The sequence below is a fragment of the Gryllotalpicola koreensis genome, assembly GCF_039538185.1.
Classification (GTDB): domain Bacteria; phylum Actinomycetota; class Actinomycetes; order Actinomycetales; family Microbacteriaceae; genus Gryllotalpicola; species Gryllotalpicola koreensis.
Genome location: NZ_BAABBW010000003.1, coordinates 262700 through 285307, shown reverse-complemented (window position 1 = coordinate 285307; position 22608 = coordinate 262700). Strand labels below are relative to the sequence as shown.

At 66.1% G+C, this 22608-nt stretch carries 22 protein-coding genes; 12 read left to right on the top strand and 10 right to left on the bottom strand.

Annotated elements, in window-relative coordinates:
* Nucleotides 1-3: 3 nt before the first annotated feature.
* From ABD708_RS09880 to ABD708_RS09870, 3 genes are read right to left on the bottom strand one after another with little or no spacing between them, the layout of a single operon-like run.
* The gene (locus ABD708_RS09880; protein ID WP_344753880.1) at nucleotides 4-975 is read right to left on the bottom strand and encodes a GDP-L-fucose synthase family protein; all 972 of its coding nucleotides are present in this window, start codon (nucleotides 973-975) and stop codon (nucleotides 4-6) included.
* Entirely contained in the window at nucleotides 972-2018 is a 1047-nt protein-coding gene (gene gmd, locus ABD708_RS09875; protein WP_344753878.1) for a GDP-mannose 4,6-dehydratase, read from the bottom strand. Before gmd ends, ABD708_RS09880 begins: the two co-directional genes overlap by 4 nt.
* A complete protein-coding gene (locus ABD708_RS09870; RefSeq protein WP_344753876.1) occupies nucleotides 2011-3246 on the bottom strand; it encodes a glycosyltransferase family 4 protein in 1236 nt (411 codons plus the stop codon). Before ABD708_RS09870 ends, gmd begins: the two co-directional genes overlap by 8 nt.
* A gap of 224 nt (nucleotides 3247-3470) precedes the next feature.
* Between ABD708_RS09870 and ABD708_RS09865 the strand changes: the two genes are divergently transcribed.
* The 5 genes from ABD708_RS09865 (at nucleotide 3471) to ABD708_RS09845 (ending at nucleotide 9219) form a co-directional block, all read left to right on the top strand.
* Entirely contained in the window at nucleotides 3471-4496 is a 1026-nt protein-coding gene (locus ABD708_RS09865; RefSeq protein ID WP_344753874.1) for a hypothetical protein, read from the top strand.
* On the top strand, nucleotides 4460-5728 hold the full coding sequence (locus ABD708_RS09860; protein WP_344753872.1) for a hypothetical protein: 1269 nt from the start codon (nucleotides 4460-4462) through the stop codon (nucleotides 5726-5728). The genes ABD708_RS09865 and ABD708_RS09860 overlap by 37 nt, the downstream gene beginning before the upstream one ends.
* Nucleotides 5729-5820: 92 nt before the next feature.
* Complete coding sequence (locus ABD708_RS09855) at nucleotides 5821-6900, top strand: glycosyltransferase (RefSeq protein WP_344753870.1); 1080 nt, start codon at nucleotides 5821-5823, stop codon at nucleotides 6898-6900.
* Between the two features lie 82 nt (nucleotides 6901-6982).
* Entirely contained in the window at nucleotides 6983-7840 is an 858-nt protein-coding gene (locus ABD708_RS09850) for a glycosyltransferase family 2 protein (RefSeq protein WP_344753868.1), read from the top strand.
* A 32-nt stretch (nucleotides 7841-7872) separates the two neighbouring features.
* A complete protein-coding gene (locus tag ABD708_RS09845) occupies nucleotides 7873-9219 on the top strand; it encodes a hypothetical protein (protein WP_344753866.1) in 1347 nt (448 codons plus the stop codon).
* Nucleotides 9220-9282: 63 nt separating this feature from the next.
* Here the strand turns inward: ABD708_RS09845 and ABD708_RS09840 are convergent, their stop codons facing one another.
* Nucleotides 9283-10773, bottom strand: a complete 1491-nt coding sequence (locus ABD708_RS09840; protein ID WP_344753864.1) for a sugar transferase — start codon at nucleotides 10771-10773, stop codon at nucleotides 9283-9285.
* 318 nt (nucleotides 10774-11091) lie between these two features.
* Between ABD708_RS09840 and ABD708_RS09835 the strand changes: the two genes are divergently transcribed.
* The gene (locus ABD708_RS09835; RefSeq protein WP_344753862.1) at nucleotides 11092-11547 is read left to right on the top strand and encodes a MarR family winged helix-turn-helix transcriptional regulator; all 456 of its coding nucleotides are present in this window, start codon (nucleotides 11092-11094) and stop codon (nucleotides 11545-11547) included.
* A gap of 80 nt (nucleotides 11548-11627) precedes the next feature.
* Here the strand turns inward: ABD708_RS09835 and ABD708_RS09830 are convergent, their stop codons facing one another.
* Complete coding sequence (locus ABD708_RS09830) at nucleotides 11628-11999, bottom strand: hypothetical protein (protein WP_344753860.1); 372 nt, start codon at nucleotides 11997-11999, stop codon at nucleotides 11628-11630.
* A 71-nt stretch (nucleotides 12000-12070) separates the two neighbouring features.
* On the opposite strand from ABD708_RS09830, the gene ABD708_RS09825 reads away from it, so the two are divergent.
* Nucleotides 12071-12427, top strand: coding sequence for a HigA family addiction module antitoxin (locus ABD708_RS09825; protein ID WP_344754520.1), 357 nt, complete (start codon nucleotides 12071-12073; stop codon nucleotides 12425-12427).
* Between the two features lie 16 nt (nucleotides 12428-12443).
* On the opposite strand, the gene ABD708_RS09820 is transcribed toward ABD708_RS09825, so the two are convergent.
* Complete coding sequence (locus tag ABD708_RS09820; RefSeq protein ID WP_344753858.1) at nucleotides 12444-14258, bottom strand: glycoside hydrolase family 2 protein; 1815 nt, start codon at nucleotides 14256-14258, stop codon at nucleotides 12444-12446.
* Entirely contained in the window at nucleotides 14255-15253 is a 999-nt protein-coding gene (locus ABD708_RS09815; protein ID WP_344753856.1) for a LacI family DNA-binding transcriptional regulator, read from the bottom strand. The genes ABD708_RS09820 and ABD708_RS09815 overlap by 4 nt, the downstream gene beginning before the upstream one ends.
* Nucleotides 15254-15400: 147 nt before the next feature.
* On the opposite strand from ABD708_RS09815, the gene ABD708_RS09810 reads away from it, so the two are divergent.
* The 4 genes from ABD708_RS09810 to ABD708_RS09795 are packed head-to-tail and all read left to right on the top strand — an operon-like array spanning nucleotide 15401 to nucleotide 19771.
* Nucleotides 15401-16735 (top strand): ABC transporter substrate-binding protein, encoded by a 1335-nt coding sequence (locus ABD708_RS09810; protein ID WP_344753854.1) that lies wholly within the window; start codon nucleotides 15401-15403, stop codon nucleotides 16733-16735.
* 43 nt (nucleotides 16736-16778) lie between these two features.
* On the top strand, nucleotides 16779-17639 hold the full coding sequence (locus tag ABD708_RS09805) for a carbohydrate ABC transporter permease (protein WP_344753852.1): 861 nt from the start codon (nucleotides 16779-16781) through the stop codon (nucleotides 17637-17639).
* Nucleotides 17639-18517 (top strand): carbohydrate ABC transporter permease, encoded by an 879-nt coding sequence (locus ABD708_RS09800; RefSeq protein ID WP_344753850.1) that lies wholly within the window; start codon nucleotides 17639-17641, stop codon nucleotides 18515-18517. Before ABD708_RS09805 ends, ABD708_RS09800 begins: the two co-directional genes overlap by 1 nt.
* Before the next feature lie 33 nt (nucleotides 18518-18550).
* A complete protein-coding gene (locus tag ABD708_RS09795) occupies nucleotides 18551-19771 on the top strand; it encodes a family 1 glycosylhydrolase (protein ID WP_344753848.1) in 1221 nt (406 codons plus the stop codon).
* On the opposite strand, the gene ABD708_RS09790 is transcribed toward ABD708_RS09795, so the two are convergent.
* Entirely contained in the window at nucleotides 19757-20767 is a 1011-nt protein-coding gene (locus ABD708_RS09790; protein ID WP_344753846.1) for an LLM class flavin-dependent oxidoreductase, read from the bottom strand. The two genes, ABD708_RS09795 and ABD708_RS09790, sit on opposite strands and share 15 nt — an antisense overlap.
* A gap of 74 nt (nucleotides 20768-20841) precedes the next feature.
* Between ABD708_RS09790 and ABD708_RS09785 the strand changes: the two genes are divergently transcribed.
* The gene (locus tag ABD708_RS09785) at nucleotides 20842-21303 is read left to right on the top strand and encodes a VanZ family protein (RefSeq protein ID WP_344753844.1); all 462 of its coding nucleotides are present in this window, start codon (nucleotides 20842-20844) and stop codon (nucleotides 21301-21303) included.
* Here the strand turns inward: ABD708_RS09785 and ABD708_RS09780 are convergent.
* The gene (locus ABD708_RS09780; protein ID WP_344753842.1) at nucleotides 21266-21835 is read right to left on the bottom strand and encodes a hypothetical protein; all 570 of its coding nucleotides are present in this window, start codon (nucleotides 21833-21835) and stop codon (nucleotides 21266-21268) included. The genes ABD708_RS09785 and ABD708_RS09780 overlap by 38 nt on opposite strands.
* A 135-nt stretch (nucleotides 21836-21970) precedes the next feature.
* The gene (locus ABD708_RS09775) at nucleotides 21971-22567 is read right to left on the bottom strand and encodes a hypothetical protein (protein WP_344753840.1); all 597 of its coding nucleotides are present in this window, start codon (nucleotides 22565-22567) and stop codon (nucleotides 21971-21973) included.
* Nucleotides 22568-22608 lie beyond the last annotated feature (41 nt).

The following is a 22608-nucleotide window of genomic DNA, read 5'->3' as shown; positions in this document are numbered from 1 at the left end:
GCCCTACTTCTCGCGCAGGGCGCCGTGCTGCGCGCGGTACCAGTCGACGGTCGAGCGGATGCCGTCCTCGAGGCCGATGCGCGCCGTCCACCCCGCGGCCGCGAGCTTAGACACGTCGAGCAGCTTCTGCGGGGTGCCGTCGGGCTTCGACGTGTCCCACTCGGTCTCGCCCTCGAAGCCGACCACCTTGGCGATGGTCTCAGCGATCTCGCGGATCGTGACATCGGTGCCGGTGCCGACGTTGACCTGCTGCGGGCCGTCATAGTTCTCGAGCAGGTGCAGGCAGGCATCCGCCATGTCGTCGACATGCAGGAATTCGCGGCGCGGCGTTCCGGTGCCCCAGTTGGTGACGACGGATGCCCCACCTGCGGCTGCCTCGTCATAGCGGCGGATGAGCGCCGGAAGCACGTGGGAGCCGGTCGGCGAGAAGTTGTCGCCTGGCCCGTAGAGGTTCGTCGGCATGGCCGAGATCCAGGGCAGGCCGTACTCGCGGCGAACCGCCTGCACCTGCATGATGCCCGCGATCTTCGCGATCGCGTACGCGTCGTTCGTCTCTTCGAGATGCCCGGTCAGCAGCGCATCCTCGGGGATCGGCTGCGGCGCGAACTTCGGGTAGATGCAGGAGGAGCCGAGGAACAGCAGCCGCTCGACGCCGGCCTGCAGCGCGGCGTCCATCACGTTGAGCTGGATCTGCAAGTTCTCGCTCAGGAACTCGTGGGGGTACGTGTTGTTCGCGAGGATGCCGCCGACCTTCGCCGCCGCGAGCGCGACGTACCTCGGCTTGGTCTCGGCGAAGAAGTCGAAGACCGCGGCGCGGTCCTTCAGGTCGAGCTCGGCCGAGCTCCTGCCGACGAGGGCGGCGAACCCCTCGGCCTCGAGCTTGCGCCAGATCGCCGAGCCGACGAGCCCGCGGTGGCCAGCGACATAGAAGGTGGCGTCGCGGTCGAGCGGCCGCGGGGCGAACGCGTCGCTCATGCGGCCGCGCCCTCGGCGGTGCCCCAGCTCGTCAGCGCCACCTTGTCGATCCAGTTCGTGCCGGCGTGCTCGAGCGCCTCGATGTCGGCGTCGACCATCAGGCGGGCGAGGGCGGCGGTGTCGACCTCGGGGACCCAGCCGAGCTTCTCGCGCGCCTTGGAGGCGTCGCCGATGAGCGCGTCGACCTCGGTCGGGCGCAGGTAGCGCTCGTCGAAGCGCACGTGGTCCTGCCAGTTCAGCCCGGCGTGGCTGAACGCGGTCTCGACGAAGTCGCGCACGGTGAAGTTGCCGCCCGTGGCGAGCACGAAGTCGTCGGGCTCGTCGGCCTGAAGCATCCGCCACATGCCCTCGACGTATTCGGCGGCGTAGCCCCAGTCGCGGATGGAGTCGAGGTTGCCGAGGTACACGTGCTCCTGTTTCCCGGCCTTGATGGCCGCGACGGCGCGGGTGACCTTGCGGGTGAGGAACGTCTCACCGCGGCGCGGCGACTCGTGGTTGAAGAGGATGCCGTTGACGGCGAACATGTCGTACGCCTCGCGGTAGTTCTTCGTCACCCAGTAGGAGTAGACCTTCGCAGCGCCATAGGGCGAGCGCGGGTAGAACGGCGTCTCCTCGTTCTGCGGCGGCGGGGTGGCGCCGAACATCTCTGATGAGGATGCCTGGTAGAAGCGCGTGTCGATGCCCGACATGCGCACCGCCTCGAGCATGCGCATCGAGCCGACGCCCGTGGTGTCGCCGGTGTGCTCAGGCTCGTCGAAGCTGACGCGCACATGCGACTGCGCGGCGAGGTTGTAGACCTCGTCGGGCCGCAGCGACGCGAGCAGGCTGACGAGGCGGGCGCCGTCGCTCAGGTCGCCGTAGTGCAGGAACAGCTTCGCGTCGGGGTCATGCGGGTCGACATAGAGGTGGTCGATGCGGCTCGTGTTGAAGGTGGATGCCCGGCGGATGAGCCCGTGCACCTCGTAGCCCTTCGCCAGCAGCAGCTCGGCCAGATACGACCCGTCCTGCCCGGTGATGCCGGTGATGAATGCGCGCTTAGTCATGTGCGGGTTCCGTGTTTCGGGTTGAGTCGACCAGCGAGGTGAGCCACTCGACATAGTTGTCAATTGCGGAATCTTCGGCGAGATGGACTTCCCGAAATGCTAGTCCCCTGGCGCCCAGTCGCCGTGCTCGTTCTGGATCCGAGCCGAGCGCGGCGATCGCGTCAACCAGTGCCGCGGGATCGCCGGCGTCGACACGGATGCCACCACCGGAGGCTTCGATCTCGCCGGCCGTCGCTCCCCCGTCATTGGTGGCGGCGATGACCGGAAGACCGGTACTGAAATACGTCGTCAGCTTGCTCGGCACGGACATTTCGACCACACCCTTCAGCTCGTTGACCAGAAGGACGTCGGCGCTGCCGAGCACCTGCTGGAACTCCCCGTCAGGCAGCGGGTCGAGGAACTGGATGCGTTCGACGCCCTCGGCGGCTGCCACCAGCTTGTCCCGCTGGTTTCCATTGCCGAGAAGCACCAGCCTGAGCTTGGCGCCGACCTGGTCAGCGACGCGCGCGGCCTCGACGAGATTCTCGAGCCCCTGTTTGACACCCATGTTGCCCGAGTGGAGGGCGATGACCTCGTCGTCCTGCCACCCGAGCCGGGCGCGGACTGCAGCGCGATCGACATCAGTGGGAGCGCTGATGTGCGTCCAGTTCCGGATGACACGGACCCTCTCCGCAGGCACATTGAGATGCGTGATCGCCTGGCTGCGGAACCGGTCGTGGATGACGGTCACACCATTGACCGACCGGAGGGTCGCGGACTCGATCCTTCTCATCACCCGCGCGGCGGTGGACCCGCCCTGTCCCGTCTCCGCCAGTCCGAGGCTGTAGAGGTCTTGCACCCAGATGCCGCCGGGAATGCGCTTGAGCTTCAGCTTCGCCGCGGTGAAGACCGTTCCGAAAAGGGCAGGAGAGACCGCCAGAACGACATCGGGCTTCCCCCAGCGCGCAAACAAGACGCGGGTTCCGAAGCTGACTTCGGAAAGCAGCCGACGAGCGAGCGAAGGCTTCTGCGGTACATACTGACGCTTGCGCTCGACCAGCACCCCGTCTTCGCGCGAGGTCCTCGACCTGCCGGTGAAGCCGTTGAACACCCGCCAGTCCGGATAGTGGGGATAGCCGGTGAGCACGCGGACGGAATGCCCACGCGCAGACAGCCCGCGAGCGAGCGCAGAGGTGTACGGCGCGTTGCCGGTGAGCTCAGGGGCATAGTGAAGCCCCACGACGAGCACACGAAGACCCCTGCCAGACACTGCTCAACAGTAAGCGGGTGCCCTTTCGTGCCTTCCTCCGGCCGATACCCCAATGCCGGGGGGTTTTCAAGCATCGACGCGTCTGCCGCCGTGACTTGACGAATAATTGTCGCGGCGCCGTCCTGCGCGCGCAGTTAACACAAGCCGCTTTTGTACCCCTGACCGGGGCTGCATCTGTAAGCGCAGACCTAAGGGGAGGTCCGATGGATCGCGTTGTCGCCGTTGTCACCGAAGTTCCCCTCGATGACCTTCCGACCGGGCCGCAAAGACGGGCTCTCTCGACCCTCGCGTGGCTCGGGGACAACGGCGTTCCGGCGGTTCCGTTGAGTGCGCACACCGCATCGGCTTCGGGTCTGGGCTTCCGGGCGTACAGCACGCTGACGGCGACTGCTCGGATCCGTAGAGACCTTCGGTCCGCAGGAGCTACCACGGCCTTTGTCGTCGGGCTCGGAGCGCCGCATCTCCTGCTCGTTGCCGCCGCGCTTTCGCGCACCCACCACGTCATCTACGACGCCTGCGACAGCTGGCACCTCCAAGTGGCCGCTCGGCGAGGCTCCAGTGCGAGCACGTTGCCGTCGCGGGCCGGATTACTGCTTCAGCGCGTTGCCGCTCGCAAGATCCGACTCATCACCTACATCTCAAGCCGCGACGCAGAGGCGGACGCACGACTCGTCGGGCCGGGTCAACAACGCGTGCTGGGAATCCGTGCTGATCCCGCCCTCGCGGGAATCCAGCCAATGACGGGACCGGTTCAACGGCTGGTCGTGCCGGCCGATCTGAAGTCATTCCACAACAGCGCGTTCACCCGCGCCTGGCTGAGCGTTGCGGCGCAAGCCGCGCAGAAGTACACAAAGCGGCCGCTCGAGATCTATGGGCCGAATGCCGGTGACATGGTCCTCCCAAGCACGGCGCGACACATGGGATGGGCGCCCTCGCTTGCACACATCTACGACGGCAACACGGCAGTGCTGATCACCAATGTGGCGGGAAGCGGCGTGCCGAACAAGTTCGTCGAGGCCCAGGCGGCTCGGCGCCCGATCATCGCTCACGAGTCGCTTGATTACGTAGACCGGACGGGTAATTCACCTGTGCACTGGTTCGCGGACATTGACCAGCTTGATGAAGCCGTGAGAGCGGCGGTCAACGGCGAAGAAGGCGACAGAAGCGAACGCGCCGGGGCTGGAGGTGCAGCATGTCCCAGCCTTTCGTTGAGCGATTTCCCAGTATGACGAACGGTCGGACGGCCGATCGCTCGATGTTCATCCTGGGCGTTCTGGTTATCGCACTTCAACGAGTTGGCGTACCGGCAGGAAGCTTCATCTTTCCTGTTGCGCCGCTGATCCTCCTGGTGTTCCTTGCGATCTTGTTTGTTCGCGGAGCGGTTGCGGTCAGCGGGGTGGCGCTCTCTATCTGGGCGATCTTCGTGGCATTCGCGCTCGCACTCTCGGCAACGACCGACACCAGCGTTACGAGCGTCATTCAGATCGCGCTCCTCTGGCTGCCGATTGCGGTCCTGCCCCGCAACCTGAGTTCGAACAGGTTTCTTGCCGGGGCAGTGTTGGCGACCTCCGTGAGTGGGGCGTTCGGGTTTATCCAGTCGACCGTTAGCGCCGCCATGCCGGTCTTTCCCGATCCGCTCGCTAGCCTTCCGAGCTCGATCCTTGTTCCTGGGTTCAACGACACATACGCCGTGGTATGGGGCGGTCACTGGATGAAAGCCAACGGTGGCCTGTTCCTTGAGCCTTCATTCCTCTCTCTGTTCTCAGCGCTCGCTCTTCTTGCAGTTCTGACCGGTGCAGTACGAGTTGGACGTTGGCGTGTCATCTGCATGTTGACGTTGCTAGCGGGGCTCTTGAGCTCGGTCGCCGTGTCGGGACTTGTTTTGGCACCGGTCTTTCTGGTTTGGGCGATTGTGCGTATGCGCCAGGCTCTCCCCTATGCCATTGGCATTGTGATCGCGATTCCGCTGATCCGCTATCTGCCCCAGACCGCGGCGATAGTCGACCGTGCTACGAACGTTGAGGGCACCAGTGACAGCATGCGCCTGGTCCTGCCCTATACGAACCTGGTACCTCAAGCTCTGCAAGCGAGCCCGCTCGTCGGCCTCGGCCCCGGTTCAGCTCACGCGATCACGCTCTCTCTGGCCGCTCAGGGCTCAGACGGCCTCATCACAACGCCGACCGCGGCAAAGATGATCTATGAGTACGGGCTCGTTGGTGTTGTCTTCCTGGCTCTGGCGGTGCTGTATCTCGGAACCCGGTCCAACATGCCAGGGCTCTTCGTCATCGCCGTTCTGGTTGCCCTCATAGTGCCGACTGATGGTCTGACCAGTGGTGTGCTCGTGCCGGTTTCGATCTTCGCGCTGACCCGCGTCAGCGATCGAGATCTTCGGGCACAACGGATTCAGCCGACTTCTGAGCTTGCACGCATACCAGCCCGCAGGGAGTTGATCACAAGGTGAATCCCGAGGGCAGTCCTGCAACTCACCCACCGAGCACGTCCATTCGCGATGCGACCCATGACGTCATTCGGTTCTATCCCGAGGTTCGTTCGGTGCACTTCGAGCGTGCGTCGGAGATGGCTCCTGGCCTCACTCTCTATTTGAAGAGACGGGCCGATTTCGATGAGGCGCTGGCGGCGAATCGCCCGGATTTTCTCTCCGGCACGCTTCGAGAGATCATCAGGCGCGTTCTCGTCAGTCGCCCCCGGGTACTAGAGGTTCCCGAACCGCTCTGGTTCAGGTACTGGCCACACACGATGATCTTGCTTATTGCACTTCGTCTGGCATCCGGGTCGAGGCGACGCGAGATCTCGGTCGTGACATATGCGATCGAGAACTCGACGCCAGACAGATTGCCGCGCCGCCTGGCGACGCTGCCGCCTGCGCTGTGGCGGACCATCAGTCGAATACTTGCGCGAGGCCATCTCAGGCACGTCGACCGCATCGCATTCGGAACCAGCGGCGCACGGCAAGCGCTTATAACGACGGCCGGCTTGGGTGCCCTACAGGACGACCACCTGCAGACCCGCATTATCGAAGCGCTGCCTACGCGATGCGCCTGCACGAGCCCTTCTGAAGAGCGCACCGACAGCGTTGTATTCGTGACTTCTCTTGAGCAGCGCAAGGGCCTCGATACGCTTCTCGAAGCATGGCCGGCTGTCGTGGCCGCTCGACCAACAGCAATGCTCCACATTGCCGGAAGCGGACCACTTGAAGGCGCTACGGCTACCGCTTCCGCCACATATCCGAGCATCGTGTTCCACGGGCTCGTCGGTCGGGAAACTGTTCACTCTCTCTATCGGCATGCCAGGGTTTCTGTCCTTCCCTCTCGTCCGAGCGGTCGGTGGCGCGAACAGGTCGGACTACCCATCGTGGAGGGCATCTCACACGGCACTTCCATCGTCACAACTGCCGAGACCGGACTGGCCCGCTGGTTGACTCAGCACGGGCAGCATGTGCTGACGGAACTCACCCCCCGAGCTTTGGCAACCGCGATCATCGAGGCGCTGGCTGTGCCAGCACCCCGCTACGCCCTTCCGTTGGCCGACGGCCGAATTCTGGCCGACGGATGGCTCATCGGGCGGGCGCCCGGAGTCTTCACGCCCCCGAAAGACGGCGTGGCAGTCCTATGAGCCGTTCGAGATCCATCCGTATGCCTACGACTGCAGGGCACCTGGCAAGCAATGTCGATGCACTCCCCCTGGACCGGGAACCATGCCTCGCATAGCGCTAGGGATCGTGCACTACCGCGACTCCGACGCGGTCAACGAATTGCTTGAATCGACCCGAAACTGGTCGCGTCGCCCAGAGCATGTCGTGGTGGCGGACAATTCCCGAGATTACGTCGCCTCCCCGGGAACTGCCGCCCCGGAAGTGATCCGCATGTCGAATAACGCGGGTTATGGTGCTGCGGCGAATGAGATATTCCGGTCCTTTGCGGGTCGAGCGGACTATGTACTGTTGATGACCCAGGATGCGACGCTCGATCCCGGCTCTCTCGAACGGCTGCATGCGCTCCTGGAGTCCCACAATGATGCGGCCGTCGCTGTCCCGTACCTTCGTTATCGGTCTGGCCCCGAGCGAGTCTTCTCCACCGGCGGGATCATCACCAAGATGAGTCGGACGCTGCATCCGGAACAAGGGGCGCCAGTCGCCACTGTGAAGCACCGCTCGCCGCACGACATTGCGTGGGGAGACGGCGCATGCCTCTTGTTGCGGCTGTCTGCACTGGATCAGGTCGGAGGATTCGATGAATCCTACTTTCTCTATGTTGAAGAGGTAGACCTGCAATATCGCTTATCAAGAGCCGGATGGAAGATCCTCGCCGATCCGCAGGCATGGGGAGCTCAAGAGCCTGGCGCCTACTCGCTCTATTACAAATACCGGAACCTGACGTACTTCTCCTCAAAGCATTCCGAATTGCACCCTTGGCCATGGCTGCTCGCTTTACCCAAGGACGTATTCCGAATGATCCGACTTGGCCGTCCCTCAGAATTCTGGCGCGCCCTAGCCGGCTTGGCAGACAAGAAGCGCGGGCGGATGGGTCCGAATCGGAAGCTGAATCCTGCGTGACTATGAGCTCCAAAGATCCGTCGAGAGTTCCCATGTCCTCAGCGATCGAGACTGAGGCCCCAAGGCAGAGCGCCCCAACCGAGCTCTCCGAGTCCGGACTGCGCGATTTGCGCCTGGCTGCATTTGCGAAGATCACGGACGCCGCCTCGCGCTTCGGCCCAGTTCTAGCGACGACCTTGATCTCGCAGGGCGTCTCCGCCGCCGCATTGCTGCTGCTACCGCTGCTCGGCCCGAGCCGTTCCGCGCTGTACGCCATCGGCATCCAAACCGGAAACGGTCCGTTTACGGGGATCGTCCTCGGTGTGGTCTACCTGCTCGCCATCGGCCGGCCCGGGTTTCAGGGTTGGAAGCGCTGGGGCACTGTGTCGATCGCGTTTTCTGCTGCGCTCAGCTCGGTCGTCTTCATTGTGGTCGCCCGAGGGAAGCTGGCGAGCGAGTTCGGCACAGCCGTCATGGCGTTCTATTTCTGTGCCGTCGCTGTCGGCGGCGCCTTGATGGCCGTCGCAGGACTCTATGGCGCTCGCATGGCATGCGAAGGGCGACCTGTGCCGCTCGCGGCTACAACAATCGCGCCCAACGTCGGGCTCTTTCTCGGGATCGGGGCCGACTTTCTGTCCCTGTCCCGAACGGGCTGGCTGCTCGACTGCTTTCCCCAGCTGGGCTGGGTGCTTGGTGGTGCGGTGGGTCTTGCCGTCATCCGTTACAAGTACCGAAGCCATCGAGTGAGGTACTCGGCAGTGCACGTAGCGGTTGACGAGACGACGTCGAGCCGCACGCGTCATGGCGTGGGGCTCGGGCTCGGGGCCATAACCAGCGCGGTATTTCCCAGCCTCTATGTCAGTGCGACGGCCAATCTGACTTCAGGCATGACCGCCATCCTGTTTTTAGTCACGCGAATCGGCTCATCGGTGGTTGGGGTCGGCGTCAATTCCATGCTCCTGGCCCGTTTCAACTGGTCCGCGACGCCGCGAAGCATGAGCAGGACGGCACAGCTGCTTCTCGCCATCGCCGTCGCCTGCGCGGCGGCGGCACTCGGTCTGCACTGGCATGCCGTAGCCGACGTTCCCTCGAATGCGTTCGCTCTCGCGTCGTGGCTGTTCAGCATTCTTGCGGCGCCGCTCGTGACGCGTGAACTGAACGCACTTCGCAAAGGGACAACGATCCTTCTCAAGGTGATCGTCGATCTGGCTGCGTCGAGCGTCACATTGTGGATACTCTTTTCTCGCCCCTCTGGCACGGGATACCTGGCAGCATTCATGGTCTCGCAAGCCGTAAGCTGCGCGATCGCGGCGATCGGACTGCGGCAACGAGGCCTTTTGATCGTGTCCCTGCCGCTCTTGCTCGCGAGCTACGCTCTGCTGGTCTTCGGCTGGGAGTAAGGCTGCGGTGCTCTTCGCATACGCGGAACCTCGGCAATAGGGGTGCGCGGCCTCAGGTGCCACTCAAAACGCGTCCTCACCCGGCGCCAGGACTGCCCTGAGCGTGCGCCACAGGATCACGAGGTCACCCGCCAGCGACCAGTTCTCGACGTAATAGAGGTCGAGGCGGATCGCCTCCTCCCACGACAAGGTGGAGCGGCCGCTGACCTGCCACAGGCCGGTCATACCGGGCTGCACGTTGAGGCGGCGCCAGGCGGCCGCGTCGTAGAGCTCGACCTCGGGGTCGCGCTGCGGGCGAGGGCCGACGAGGCTCATCTCGCCGTTGAAGACGTTGAAGAGCTGGGGCAGCTCGTCGATGGAGTACTTGCGCAGGAACGCTCCGACCCGGGTCAGGCGCGGGTCGTTCTTCACTTTGAACAGCGGCGTGCCGACCGTTCCCTGCTCTTCCAGCAGCGACTTCAGCTGGGCATCCGCATTCACGATCATGGAGCGGAACTTGAGCATGTAGATGCGTCCGCCGTCGCGGCCCACGCGCTCCTGCTTGTAGAAGACGGGCCCCGGCGAAGTGAGCTTCACCGCAAGCGCGGCGCCGAGCAGCACCGGCGAGAGCACGAGCAGCAGCAGGCCTGACCCGACGATGTCGAAGACGCGCTTGGCGGCACGCTGTCCGCCCTCGTAACGCGGCGTCTCGACGTGCATGAGCGGCAGGCCGGCTACCGGCCGGGTGTGGATGCGCGGACCGCCGACATCGGTGAGGCTCGGTGCCATGACAAGGTGCCGCCGGCCGGGCTCGAGCGACCAGCTGATGCGCCGCACGCGCTCGGGCGAGAGCTCGTCGCCGCTCGTGATGACGACGGTGTCGGCATCCGTTCGATCCATCGCCTCGATCACACGGTCGACGTCGCCGACGATCGGCAGCGCGGGGCCGGTCGGCAGTACGACCGCGTCGTGCTGGCCCGGCACGATCGCACCGACGATCGAGTAGCCGGCGTACGTCGCGCGCCGGAGCTCGGCACCGATGTGCGCGATCGACTCGCGCGATCCGATGAGGATGACCCGCGAAGAGTAGGCGCCCTCCGCGCGCTGCAGCTGCAGCCACTGACGCCACAGCCAGCGCTCGACGAAGAGTGCGGCGAGCCCGAGCGGCAGCGAGATCAGGATGTAGCCGCGCGCGAGGTCGACTTTGAAGAGGAAAGCGAAGACCGCGACCAGGAAGAAGACCCGCAGCGTCGCGTCGAAGATGAGCTTGTACTCGGTCGAGCCGGTGCCGATCACGCGGTCGTTGCGGGTGCCGGAGATGCTCAGCGCTAGCATCCAGATCGCTGCGATCACGAACGAGACGAGCGAGTAGCTGATGCCGCCGAGCCGCAACGGTGCGCCGCCCGCGTCGACCGTGCGCCCGAAACCCAGCCACACGAGCTCGGTGCCGAACATGACCCAGAGCAGCGCGGCGGCATCGGTGAGCGCGAGGCGACGCGCGAACGACGTGCGCCAGTCGACCACGACACGCGAGGACGCTGCGGATGCAACGCCAAACGTCGTCAAGTCAGCCATGCCAAGGCTCCGGTCGGGGAAGTTCTGGGTGGTCTGCGTCGGGTCGCAGAGAGGAAAAAGACCTCGCCCTTCCCCTCGCCCTCAGCCTAGGAACGAGAGATCGCTGCTAGACGCGAACGTCTGCCCCCAATGCGCGGCTCAAACGTCGGGTCTGCCCCTTGTTCGGGGCAGGAAGTAGCCAGGCATCCGAGACCCCGCCAGCCCCCGAGGGAGGCGCATCTCATTGTTTGTATCACGACAACAATTCCCCTCGGTCGAGGGTGACAAATCCTCCGTTTGCATGGTGCATCACACGGTCGTTGGGGCTAGGTTCATGCCATGGCACGGCCGAAGTCCTCACGAGCAGCGCTGCTCGACGACATCTTCGAAGAGATCAACGTCATCACCCGGCGCGGGACCGCCCGCGCCCGCCGCCTGGCGGCCCCGCTCAGCTACGTCGAGCACTCCCTGCTGCAGTTCATCGGTGCGACTCCGGGGTGCAGGGCGACCGACATCGCGAGCTCCTTCCACCTCAACCGCTCAACCGTGTCGCGACAGGTGGCCTCGCTGCTCGATCACGACCTCGTCGAGTACAAGGCGCGCAGCGAGGACTCGCACCATCGCGGGCGCGAACTGCAGCTGACCGCAAGCGGGAGGGAGCGGCTGTCGTCCGCCCGCGGAGAGCAGCGCAAGGCGTCGCTCGAGAGGCTCGCCGACTGGAGCGATGACGAGCTCAAGATGTTCGCCGGGCTGCTCGATCGGTACAACTCGAAGGAGCCGAAGGTCGGGAAGTAGGCGGATCTCGTCCGGCCCGACAGAGCCCTATATCGCGGGATCGCGGAGCGGTTCGATGGGCCAGAGACCTCTGCTGACCGTCATGACGACGGCTTCTCTTGTTCCGAGGCCATCTGTCGGGCGAGACCTTCGGCCGCTCGGCGGGACTCGCTACTGCTGTGTCCCGCGTTCTCGACGACCGGGAAGGCGATCACCGCGCGTTTGGGATCCGCCCGGTCCACGGTCGCCGGAAACACCTGCCCCACCTGAATCCAGTCTTCCCTGCGGACAGTGACAGGATCGCGGCGCACCGGCGTGGGCGGCACCCCGGGAGCGGTCACGACACCGTCGACCCGGAACGCCATCACGTAATCCATGTGGGCGGTCACGTAATGATCCGCCGACGCGACAGTGAACTCGCCCTCGACGGGATCTTTCATTCGCCCTCGGCGCAGCTTGTCCATCAGCCCCACAACGTCAGCGTACGACTCCTCGCCTTTGGCGACACGTCCTAAGCCGGCCGCAACTATTCGGCACGAGCTAGCTGCAACAGGGCCAGGGATCAGGAAACAGGCGTCACCGTCACAGGGAACTGAAGAGTCACGTTCGAGTTCCAAGACGGGGACGCCTACGTGCTGGACTACGAGGACTACCACCGATGAGCGAGACCAAGGCCATGTTCAACCCGCCGCACCCCAGCGAGTCCATCCTCGAGAGCTACCTCGAGCCCCTCGGCATGAGCGGCCGCGAGTTGGCGACTCGACTCGGAGTTGCTCCGTCCACGATGATCCGGGTACTCAACGGGACCAGCCGGCTCAGCCCGGGGGTGGCTGCCCGGCTCGCCAAAGCCTTCGGGTCCATTCCGAAGTGGGGGCTCGATTGCACCCGGGATCGTTTCTAGACGCGCTGTGCGCTCCTCAACGGTCGGAGCAGCCCGTGATCGCCGCACGCAGCCTCTCGAGCGGCGCCTTCGGCTCGCGCGACTCGGTGACCAGGCCGTTCGTCTCCTGCCCCGTGTCGGTCAGCTGCGTGTAGCAGAAGCCCGCGAGCACCGGCGATGACGTCGCTGCCTTGACGATGCTCGTCACCCGGGCGAGGAAGTCATCGGCGCTCGTCGCCGTGTTGTACCCCCACGAGCCGTCGACGGGCGCGGCGTTCCAACTGGTTCCGCCGAATTCCGTGAGCAGCACCGGCGTACGGCATCCGTGATCTCCCGCATCCGCGTGCAGCAGCCGGCCCGCCGGGCCCATCCCCTCGGTCAGCTCGGCGATCGTCTCCTCGCTCGCATAGCGCCGCGCGAGCGACTCGGGGTCGCCGTCGTAGTCGTGGATCGTGAGCAGATCGGAACGCGTGTGCTCCCACCCGTCGTTCGAGATCACCGGGCGCGTGCCGTCGAGCGCGCGGGTGAGGTCGGCGATGCCGCGGCTGAACGCCTGCTGTCGCGGGTCGTGCGCGATCTGCTGCACCCCCCAGCTCTCGTTGAGCGGCACCCACGCGATCACGGCAGGATGGGAGCGGTCGCGCAGCACGATGTCGGTCCACTCGGTCACCTGGTTCTGCACCGCACGCGGAGAGAACTCGTAGGCGCTCGCCGTCTCGCCCCAGATCAGAAGGCCGAGCCGATCGGCCCAGTACAGGAACCGCGGGTCCTCCGCCTTCTGGTGCACCCGTGCCGCGTTGAACCCGAGCGACAGGATCAGCTCGACTTCGCTCTTGAGCGCCTCTGCAGACGGCGCCGCCAGGTGCGATTCCGGCCAGTAGTTCTGCGAGAGCACCGCCCGCAGGTACAGCGGGCGATCGTTGAGCAGCAGGTGACGGCCGTCGGTGGCGACCGTGCGCAGGCCGAGGTAGCTCGCCACGGCATCCGTCTGATCGCCGTCGTCCGTCTCGACCACGATCGACGCGTCGAGCAGCCGCGGGTGCTCGGGCGACCAGAGCAGCTCTTGATACTGCTGGCCGTTGCGCTGCCTCGGGATCGCGATCGTGACGTGAGACGTGACATCGAGCAGGGCGACGGATGCCTGCGCGAGCAGCTCGCCCTCGAAGTCGACCCGCACGGTCGCGGTGGTGCCGGATGCCGGCCGCGCGTTCAGCACCAACTCGAGATCAACGGATGCCTGAGCCGTGTCGCTCTGCCATGCGAGTGCCGTCACGTGCAGCTCGGGAACGCACTCGAGCCAGACGGGCTGCCAGATACCGGTGGTGCGGTGGTACCAGATCGCATGGGGGTCCTCGTGCCAGTCCTGCTTGCCGCGCGGCACCTCGACGTCGAGCGGGTCGTCGAGGGCGCGCACGACGAGTTCGTTGGGCGCGTCCGTCCGGACGCTGCTCGTGATGTCGAAGTGGAAGGGGGTCTGGCCGCCCTGGTGCCGCCCGAGGTGGCGGCCGTTGAGCCAGACATCCGCAACGTAGTCGACGGCGCCGAAGCGAAGGATCGTACGCGGGCTGCCCTCAGCGAGACCGGCCGCGATCAGATCGGACCTGTCGAAGGTGCGGCGATACCAGACGACAGGATGGAAACCCGTCTCGCCGATGCCGGACGCCGGGGATTCCGGCGGAAACGGCACCTCGATCGTGCGCTCGAAGTCGATGCTTCCCGGCTCTTCATCGGGCACGCTGCCGTAGGCGAACTCCCAGGTGCCGGTGAGATCGCGCCAGGCGTTGCGCACGAGCTGCGGGCGGGGGTAGGTGCCGTCTTGGCGGCCGGCATCGGGACGGTCTGTCGTGTTCACGCACTCTCTCGCTTCGTGATACGGAAGGGCACTTGGCTGTGCTTGACAGGGGTGTTCGGCTCGGGAGCGCCGAGCAGAAGGTCAAGCGCGAGCGCGGCGATCGCGCTCTTGTCCGGCGCGACGGTCGTGAGTGACGGGGTGCTGTACCGCCCCTCCTCGATGTCGTCGAAGCCCACCACCGCCACCTCGTCAGGCACCCGCTTCCCGCTCTCGCTGAGCGCATGCAGGGCGCCGAGCGCCATGAGGTCGTTGAAGGCGAAGACCGCATCGAACTCGGTGCCCGCCTCAAGCAGGCGGCGGATCGCCTCGGCTCCGTCGGCGCGGCGGAAGTCGCCGACGCGTTGGACGAGCTCGGGTCGCCATGGCACCTTCGCCGCCTTGAGCGCCTGCCGGTACCCCGCCATGCGCAGCTTCGAGGTCTCGTTCGGACCTGCAGCCTGGGCGCCGATCGCGGCGATGCGCGTGCGACCGGATGCCAGCAGATACTCCGTTGCAGCGCGGGCCGCCGCCGCGTTGTCGACCCCGACGTGCGGCAGGGCCGTGGCGTCGGCATGCTCGCCGAGCAGCACCATCGGCGTTGAGTCGACCCGCTTCTCGAGCTCGGAGGCGCCGAGGGCGAGCGGCGACAGGATCAGCCCGTCGAGGATCGGCAGGCCGACCCCGTCGCTGATCCGCCGCTCCGCGTCGGCGAGCGCGTTGGTCTGGTTGATCAGCACCGTCGTCGAGCGTTTTGCCGCCTCGTCGACGAATGCTGCGGCGAGCTCGGCGAAGTAGGACTGCCGCAGATCGGGCAGAGCGAGCGCGATCATGCCGCTGCGGCCGCCGCGCAGCAGGCGGGCCGCGTTGTTGGGGCGGTAGTCGAGCTCGAGCAGCGCGGCGCGCACCCGTTCGGCGAGGTCCTCGCTGACCCAGCCGGTGCCATTGACGACATTCGAGACGGTCTTCGCCGAGACGCCGACGCGGTCGCCGACGTCCTTCAGCGTCGTCCTGCGCATCAGGTCCCCTTCCCGAACCGCGTCACCGGGCATCCGCCGTTCAACGCTTACCTTGGCACACCACCCGACTCTTGTTCAACGTTGAACGACCGTGTATAAGTGGCAGTACACCGATTCGTTCAACGTTGAACATCGAAGGGAACTCGCATGACCTCACAGCACTCGACTGGTCGTGGACCCGGTCGCAGGATTCCGCTGCTCGCAGCGGCTGCAACAGGAATCCTCGCCCTCGCCCTGTCCGGATGCACCGGCCAGGGCACATCAACCAGCAATTCCGACACCGGCTCCGGCGGCAAGATCACGCTCACCTTCTGGAACGGCCAGACCGGCCCCGACGGCCCCGCGATGAACAAGGTGATCGACGCCTTCAACAAGTCGCAGAGCAAGGTGGCCGTCAAGAGCGTCACGATGCCGTGGGACACCCTGTACCAGAAGCTGCTCACCGGCGCCGCCTCGAAGGGCGGCCCCGACATCGTCGCGCTCGACTTCACCCAGCTGCCGAAGTACGCCTCGCAGGGCCTGTTCCAGCCGCTCGATGACTACTACAAGGACAGCGCGCACGACACCGACACCCTGCCGAAGGCCGCGACCACGGCATCCGTCTACGACGGGAAGAACTACGGCGTCCCCTTCGACATCGCGACCACGATGATGTACTACAACAAGACCCTGTTCAAGCAGGCCGGTCTCGACCCTGACAAGCCGCCGACCACCTGGGACGAGTTCGCGGCCATGGTGCCGAAGCTCACCAAGACGCCGGCCGGCTCGTCGAAGCCCGACCAGTACGCGATCGCACTGGCGGACAACAACACCGTCGACATGTATCCCCAATTCCTCTGGAACACGGGCGGCGGCATCGTCTCGGAGGACAACAAGAAGTCACTGCTCGACTCCCCCGAGACGCTCAAGGCGCTCGACTTCTGGGTCGACCTCGTGAAGAACAAGCAGGCCTCCCCCATCGGCCTGTCAGGCGCGGACGCGGACAAGCTCTTCAACTCCGGCAAGGCCGCGATCGAGATCAACGGCCCGTGGGCGACCACCGGCTACAAGGACGCGGGGATCGACTTCGGCGTGACGCGGCCGTTCGCCGGCCCCGACGGCAATGCGCTGCTCGCCTCGGTCGAGACGATGGCCCTGCCCGCCAAGGACGACGACGCGACGAAGCAGGCCGCCTACAAGTTCTTCGACTACTGGACCTCGAACGATGCCCAGCTGACGTGGGCGGAAGGCTCCGGCTTCCCGCCGCTGCGCTCGGACGACAACGCCAAGATCACGGGCAACCCCTACCCCGCCATCTTCGGCGCGAAGGACGTCGTCGACGACTCCCGTCTGCTGAACCCCGGAATCGCCTCGGGCGCCACGATCGTGAACGACGTGTTCTACCCCTCGCTGCAGAAGGCGCTGAACGGCGACGGCTCGGTCGAGGAGATCTTCACGGCCGCCTCGAAGGAAGTCCAGGCCGATCTCGACAAGGACAAGTAGGCGAGCACGGAACCCTATGTCGACGTCTATGTCCCGGCGCCGCATGACGAGGACGGCGTGGTTGTTCCTCACGCCGTCGCTCGTCGTGCTGATCGCGTTCACGGTCTACCCGATGATCCAGGCCGGCTACCTCTCGCTTACGAACTACAACCTGATCCGCGCGGCGCAGTGGGTCGGATTCGCCAACTACCGCCAGCTGTTCGCGGATCCCGCCTTCTGGAACGCCTTCGAGAACACCGTCATCTACGCGGTCGGCGTCACCCCGGTGACCGTCGTGCTCGCCCTGCTGCTCGCGATCTTCCTGAACCGGCAGTTCGTGGGCCGCGGCTTCGTGCGCACGGCGATCTTCCTGCCGTTCATCGTCTCGCTCGGCATCATCGCGATCGCCTGGTCCTTCCTGCTCGACCCGAACATCGGCCTGGTCTCATACTGGCTCGGGAAGGTCGGCCTCGTCTCCAAGCAGGGGCTGCTGTCCGACCCGCACTGGGCGCTGCCCGCGGTCATGTTCGTCGGCGTCTGGAAGAACGTCGGCTTCTACATGGTCATGTACCTCGCGGGGCTGCAGTCGATCCCCGGTGATCTGCAGGAGGCGGCCCGGCTCGACGGCGCGAACGCGTGGCAGCGCTTCCGCAGCGTGACGCTGCCACTGCTGTCCAATCAGACGATGCTCGTGTCGGTCATGGCGCTGATCGCGTCGCTTCAGGCTTTCGACCAGATCTACGTCATGACACACGGCGGGCCGTTCTTCCGCACGGAGACGCTCGTGATGCTGATCTACCGGGAGGGCTTCCAGAACCTGCAGTTCGGCTACGCATCCGCGATCTCGTGGGTGCTGCTGATCTTCGTCTTCCTGTTGTCGATCCTGCAGTTCGGCTACTTCCAGCGCCGGCAGGTGCGCTACTGATGAGCGCCGCCAACCCCACGGCCGTGCCGGGCTCGCGCACGCGCCGACACCGCGTCATCTCGACCAGGACGCTGCTCTCCATCGTCACGACGGTCGCCGGCATCGTCATCGGCCTCGCCATGCTCCTGCCGGTGATCTGGATGGTCTTCACGGCTTTCAAGCCCGAGAACGACATCGTCACCTTCCCGCCCGAGCTGCTGCCGCGGCATTTCACGCTCCAGCACTTCATCGACGTGTGGGATCGGATTCCGTTCGCACGGCTCTACCTGAACACGATCCTGTTCGCGGGCGCGGTGACGGTCATCTCGCTGTTCTTCGACTCGATGGCCGCCTACGCCCTCGCACGACTGCAGTTCCGCGGCCGCGAGATCGTCTTCGTCGGCATCCTGATCCTCCTCATGCTGCCGTTCCAGGTCACACTCGTGCCGCTGTACGACATGCTCAACAGCATCGGGCTGACGAACACCGTTCCGGGCATGATCATCCCCCGCATGACGAACGCCTTCGGCATCTTCTTCCTGAGGCAGTTCTTCCTCGCACTGCCGAACGACCTGGAAGAGGCGGCGCGCATCGACGGGGCCGGCGAGTGGCGGATCTACCGGCAGATCATCCTGCCCATCGCGAAGCCGGCACTGTTGACGCTCGGCCTGTTCCACTTCCAATACAACTGGAACGACCTGCTCTGGCCGCTCATCATGTCGTCCGACTTGGACAACGCCACGCTGCCCGCGGGCCTCGCGCTCTTCATGGGCCAACACGTCGTCGAATACGGCCTGCTCATGGCGGGCTCGCTGTTGGCGCTCCTGCCCGTCGTCATCTTCTTCCTCGTCATCCAGCGAAGTTTCGTCGCCGGCATCGCCACTACCGGGATCAAGTAGACCCATTTCTCACCTTCACCACGAAAGGCACACGTGACAGACCACGACTGGACCAGCGACGGCCGACTCCACCTCGGAGTCGGCATCGAGGACACCTTCATCGCCGAGGAGGAGCTCGGCCAGCGCAAGCTCGACGAGTACGAGCTCACCCAGCACTACGAGAACTGGCGAGAGGATCTGAGCCTGGCCGCGGAGGTCGGCGCCCAGTTCGTGCGATGGGGCATCCCCTGGTACCTCGTCGAGCCGCAGCCCGGCGAGTTCGACTGGCGGTGGATCGACGAGGTGGCCGAGCACTTCCAGAAGCTCGGACTCAGCTGCGTCGTCGACCTGATGCACTACGGCACGCCGCTGTGGCTCGAGAACTCCTTCGCCAACGGGCGCTATGCCGAGCGCGTCGCCGCCTACGGGCGCGCCGTCGCCGAGCGCTACGCCGGCGTGTTCGACTACTTCACGCCGCTCAACGAGCCCGTTGTCAACGCGCTCTACTGCGGCGAGAACGGCGTGTGGCCGCCCCGCTTCGTCGGCGACGACGGATTCGCCAAGATCATCGCCGCCGTCGCCAAGGGCATCGTCCTCACCCAGCGTGAGATCGCCGCCGCGAACCCGGCGGCGAAGTTCGTGCACGTCGACGCGGGCTTCCGGTGGACGAACGAGGGCCCTGTGCGCACCCGCGAGCTGCTCGAACAGCGCCGCTTCATCGCGCTCGACCTCGTCACCGGCCGCGTCACACCGGAGCACCCGCTCTACGGCTACCTGCGCGACGGCGGCGTCAGCGCCGCCGACCTCGAGTGGCTCGTCGCCTCCGCGGTCACCCCCGACGTGGTCGGCGTGAACTACTACCCCGGGTTCACCACCCTCGAGTTCGACGAGAACGGCGTCGAGCGCGGTGTCGAGGCGGGCACCGCCGGCCTACGCGAGCTGCTGCTCGCCTATCACGAGCGCTACGGGCTGCCACTCGCCGTCACCGAGACGTCACGCGGGGCATCCGTCGCCGAACGCATCACCTGGCTCGATGAGTCGATCGCGACCGTGAACGAGTTGCGGGCCGGCGGGCTTCCGATCGTCGGCTACACCTGGTTCCCGTTCTTCACGCTTGTCGACTGGCTCTACCGACAGGGCACCAAGCCCGCCGACCACTGGTTCGTGCACATGGGCCTCGTCGACCTCGAACGCGGGGCCGACAGCAGGCTGATCCGGCACCGGACGGATGCCTTCGGGCACTACCAGGAGATCGCGCGGTCACTCCACGAGTGACTTCACGATCTCGAGGGAGCGCTTGCGGTTCTCGAGCGTGGCGCCGGCGGGCTGCACCATCAGCTCGTCGACGCCCGTCGACGCGAGCAGCGACTCGAGCTGCGCGCGCACCTCATCGGGCGTGCCGACCGCCTGGCGGGAATTGCGATGCGCGATGAACTCCTCTTCAAGCGGCGAGAACTCGTAGGCGAGCGCCTCCTCCACCGACACGGGCGACGGCTTCTGCCCCTGCCGCATCCGGATGAACGTGATCGCGCCGGGCAGCATCTCACGGCGGACGACCTCGGCCGAGGCATCCGTGATCACCGTCACCGCGATCATCGAGTGCGGCCTCTCGAGGAACCCGCCCTCGCGGAACGAGTCGCGGTAGATCTCGAGCGCACGCTCCGTGTTCTCGCCCGAGAAGTGGTGCGCGAAGGCGAACGGCAGGCCGAGCGTGCCGGCCAGCTCGGCCGAGAATCCCGACGAGCCGAGCAGCCAGATCTCAGGGGCGTCGCCGAGGCCGGGCACCGCGAGCAGCTGTGCCATCGGATTGCTCGGCGCCATTCCGTGGAAGAAGCCGATGAGGTCCATCAGCTCGCGGGGGAAGGCGGACGCGTCGAGACCCTCCTGCGTGCGGCGCAACGCGAACGCCGTGACGCCGTCGGTGCCCGGCGCGCGGCCGATGCCGAGGTCGATGCGGTCGCCGTAGAGCGCGCGCAGCGTGCCGAACTGCTCGGCGACGACGAGCGGCGCGTGGTTCGGCAGCATGACGCCGCCCGAGCCGACGCGCATCGTCTTCGTGGCGGCGGCGACGGCGCCGATCAGGATCGCGGGCGAGCTCGAGGCGATGCCCGGCATGCCGTGGTGCTCAGCGAACCAGTAGCGGCCGTAGCCGAGCGGCTCGGCATGCTGCGCCAAGGCGATCGAGCCGGCGACCGCGTCGGCGTTGGTCTGCCCGAACCCGCGCCAGGCGAGATCGAGAACGTTCAGGGGCACATCGGCGAGCGCAGTCATCGTTATCGGCAACGCAGGGAAGGGGCGACGGATTCCTGAACCCGCGCTCCCCGACCCCGAGTTATAGTGAATAAATGTCAGTTTCAGCGCGCAAGGTCGGGGTGATCGGCCTCGGGGCCACCCTCGCGGCCGTCTGCGCACTCGTGCTCGCGCCGTCGCACCCCGACGTCGGCGCACTGTGGAGCGACATCGAGCGCACGGCCGCGCCGCTGGAGCGTCTCGGGCTTCCGAGTTCGCTGATGCGCCCCGGTGTGCTCGAGTTCGGGTCCAACATCCTGATGTTCGTGCCGCTGGGGCTCTTCGGCGCGCTCGCGCTGCCGCGCCGCCTGTGGTGGCTCGTCGCGCTCGCGTGCTTCGCACTGACCTGCGCGATCGAGACGACGCAGCTGCTGCTGCTTCCCGGCCGCACCTTCGACGTGACCGACATCATCGGCAACGCGGCCGGCGGGCTCTTCGGGGCGGTCCTCGCCTGGAGCGCGCGGGCCGCGCGCTCCCTGTTCAGCGGGAGCGGGCGCCGCGTCGCAGCCGCGAGATGACCCAGAACAGAGCCCCAGCGACCACAGCGGCGCCGGCACCCCAGAGAACACCCACGCTGATGTCAGTGCCGGTGCGCGCGAGCTTCGACGCGCTGGCGGCCGGCGCCGGGTCGACCGCACCGCAGGCAGCGGTGACGGTCACCGTGCCGTATGCGGCGTGCTCCGTGCCCGGCTCGACGAGCGTCACCTCGTACACGCCGCTGGTGGCGCTGCCGAAGTGCAGATTGAGCTCGGCTCCGCCCGAACTGGTGCTCGTCAGGTGCGACGTGACCTGCGACGCCGAGAACGTCGCGACGGTCGGCGCAGCGGAGACGCCGCTCACCGTCAGCGCGAGATCGACGTCGTCGTCGAAGGTGTGGTCGGGGATCTGGCGGGTCAGGGTGCTGCAGGACGCGATGGTCACAGACCACGGGTCCGGCTTCGCGGGAGTGTACGGGTCCGGGGTGGCGGCCGCGCTGAGCGGGAAGGCGAGCGCGAGCGCGAGCGTTGCCGCTGCGCCGCCGGGCACGAGAGAGCGCCGGAGAGCAGACATTCGGGTCACATCCTCATCGGGTTGAGTAATCCTCACTTTACCCATAGACAGACCCGTGAGCATGCCCCCGATGGGGGCACGCGAAAGGGCGGAGCCGTGATCCGGCCCCGCCCTTCGGTGTCGTGCGGTGTGGCGCTACGGGCGGCGAGCGCCCGCCGGCGCCTCCGCCTGACGCTGCTTGCGATAGCTCCGGATGCCGATGAACGCGGCGCCGAGGACCACCAGGCCCACCGCCGCCCACACCGTGGCGAGCGAGATGTACGAGCCGGTAGTGGCAAGCGGGGTGGCGCCGTTCGCGGTCGTGACGGCCGCAGCCGCCGCACCCTCGACCGGGATCGTGATGGCCGCGGTCGTCGTGCCGTCGGTCGCCTCGACGGTGACGGGTGAGCTCGCGTCGACCGGCATGGTGGCCGTCACATCGGCCGCGCCGGTGCCGTCGGTCACGGCGGCGAGCGCCGGCGACTCGGCCGCGCGGAAGTCGGCGAGAGACGTCGGCACATTGCCCGCACTGAAGAAGTAGACGGTCAGGTCGTGGTTGACCTGGAAGATCGCGTTGAAGTGCACCGTGAACGTGCCGCCCGGTGCGGTGGAGCCCGTGACCGTGCCGGCCGCCGCGCCCGTGATGGTCGGGGTACCCGGCGTGTAGGTCGCCGCGTTCGCCGCAAGCGGGCCGCCGAAGACGGCCGCGCCCGCAACGGCCAGAACGGCCGCTGCCTTGATAAGTCGATTCATTGTCGTTCCCCCAGAGTTGCTGCATTTGGGTAGGCGACAAC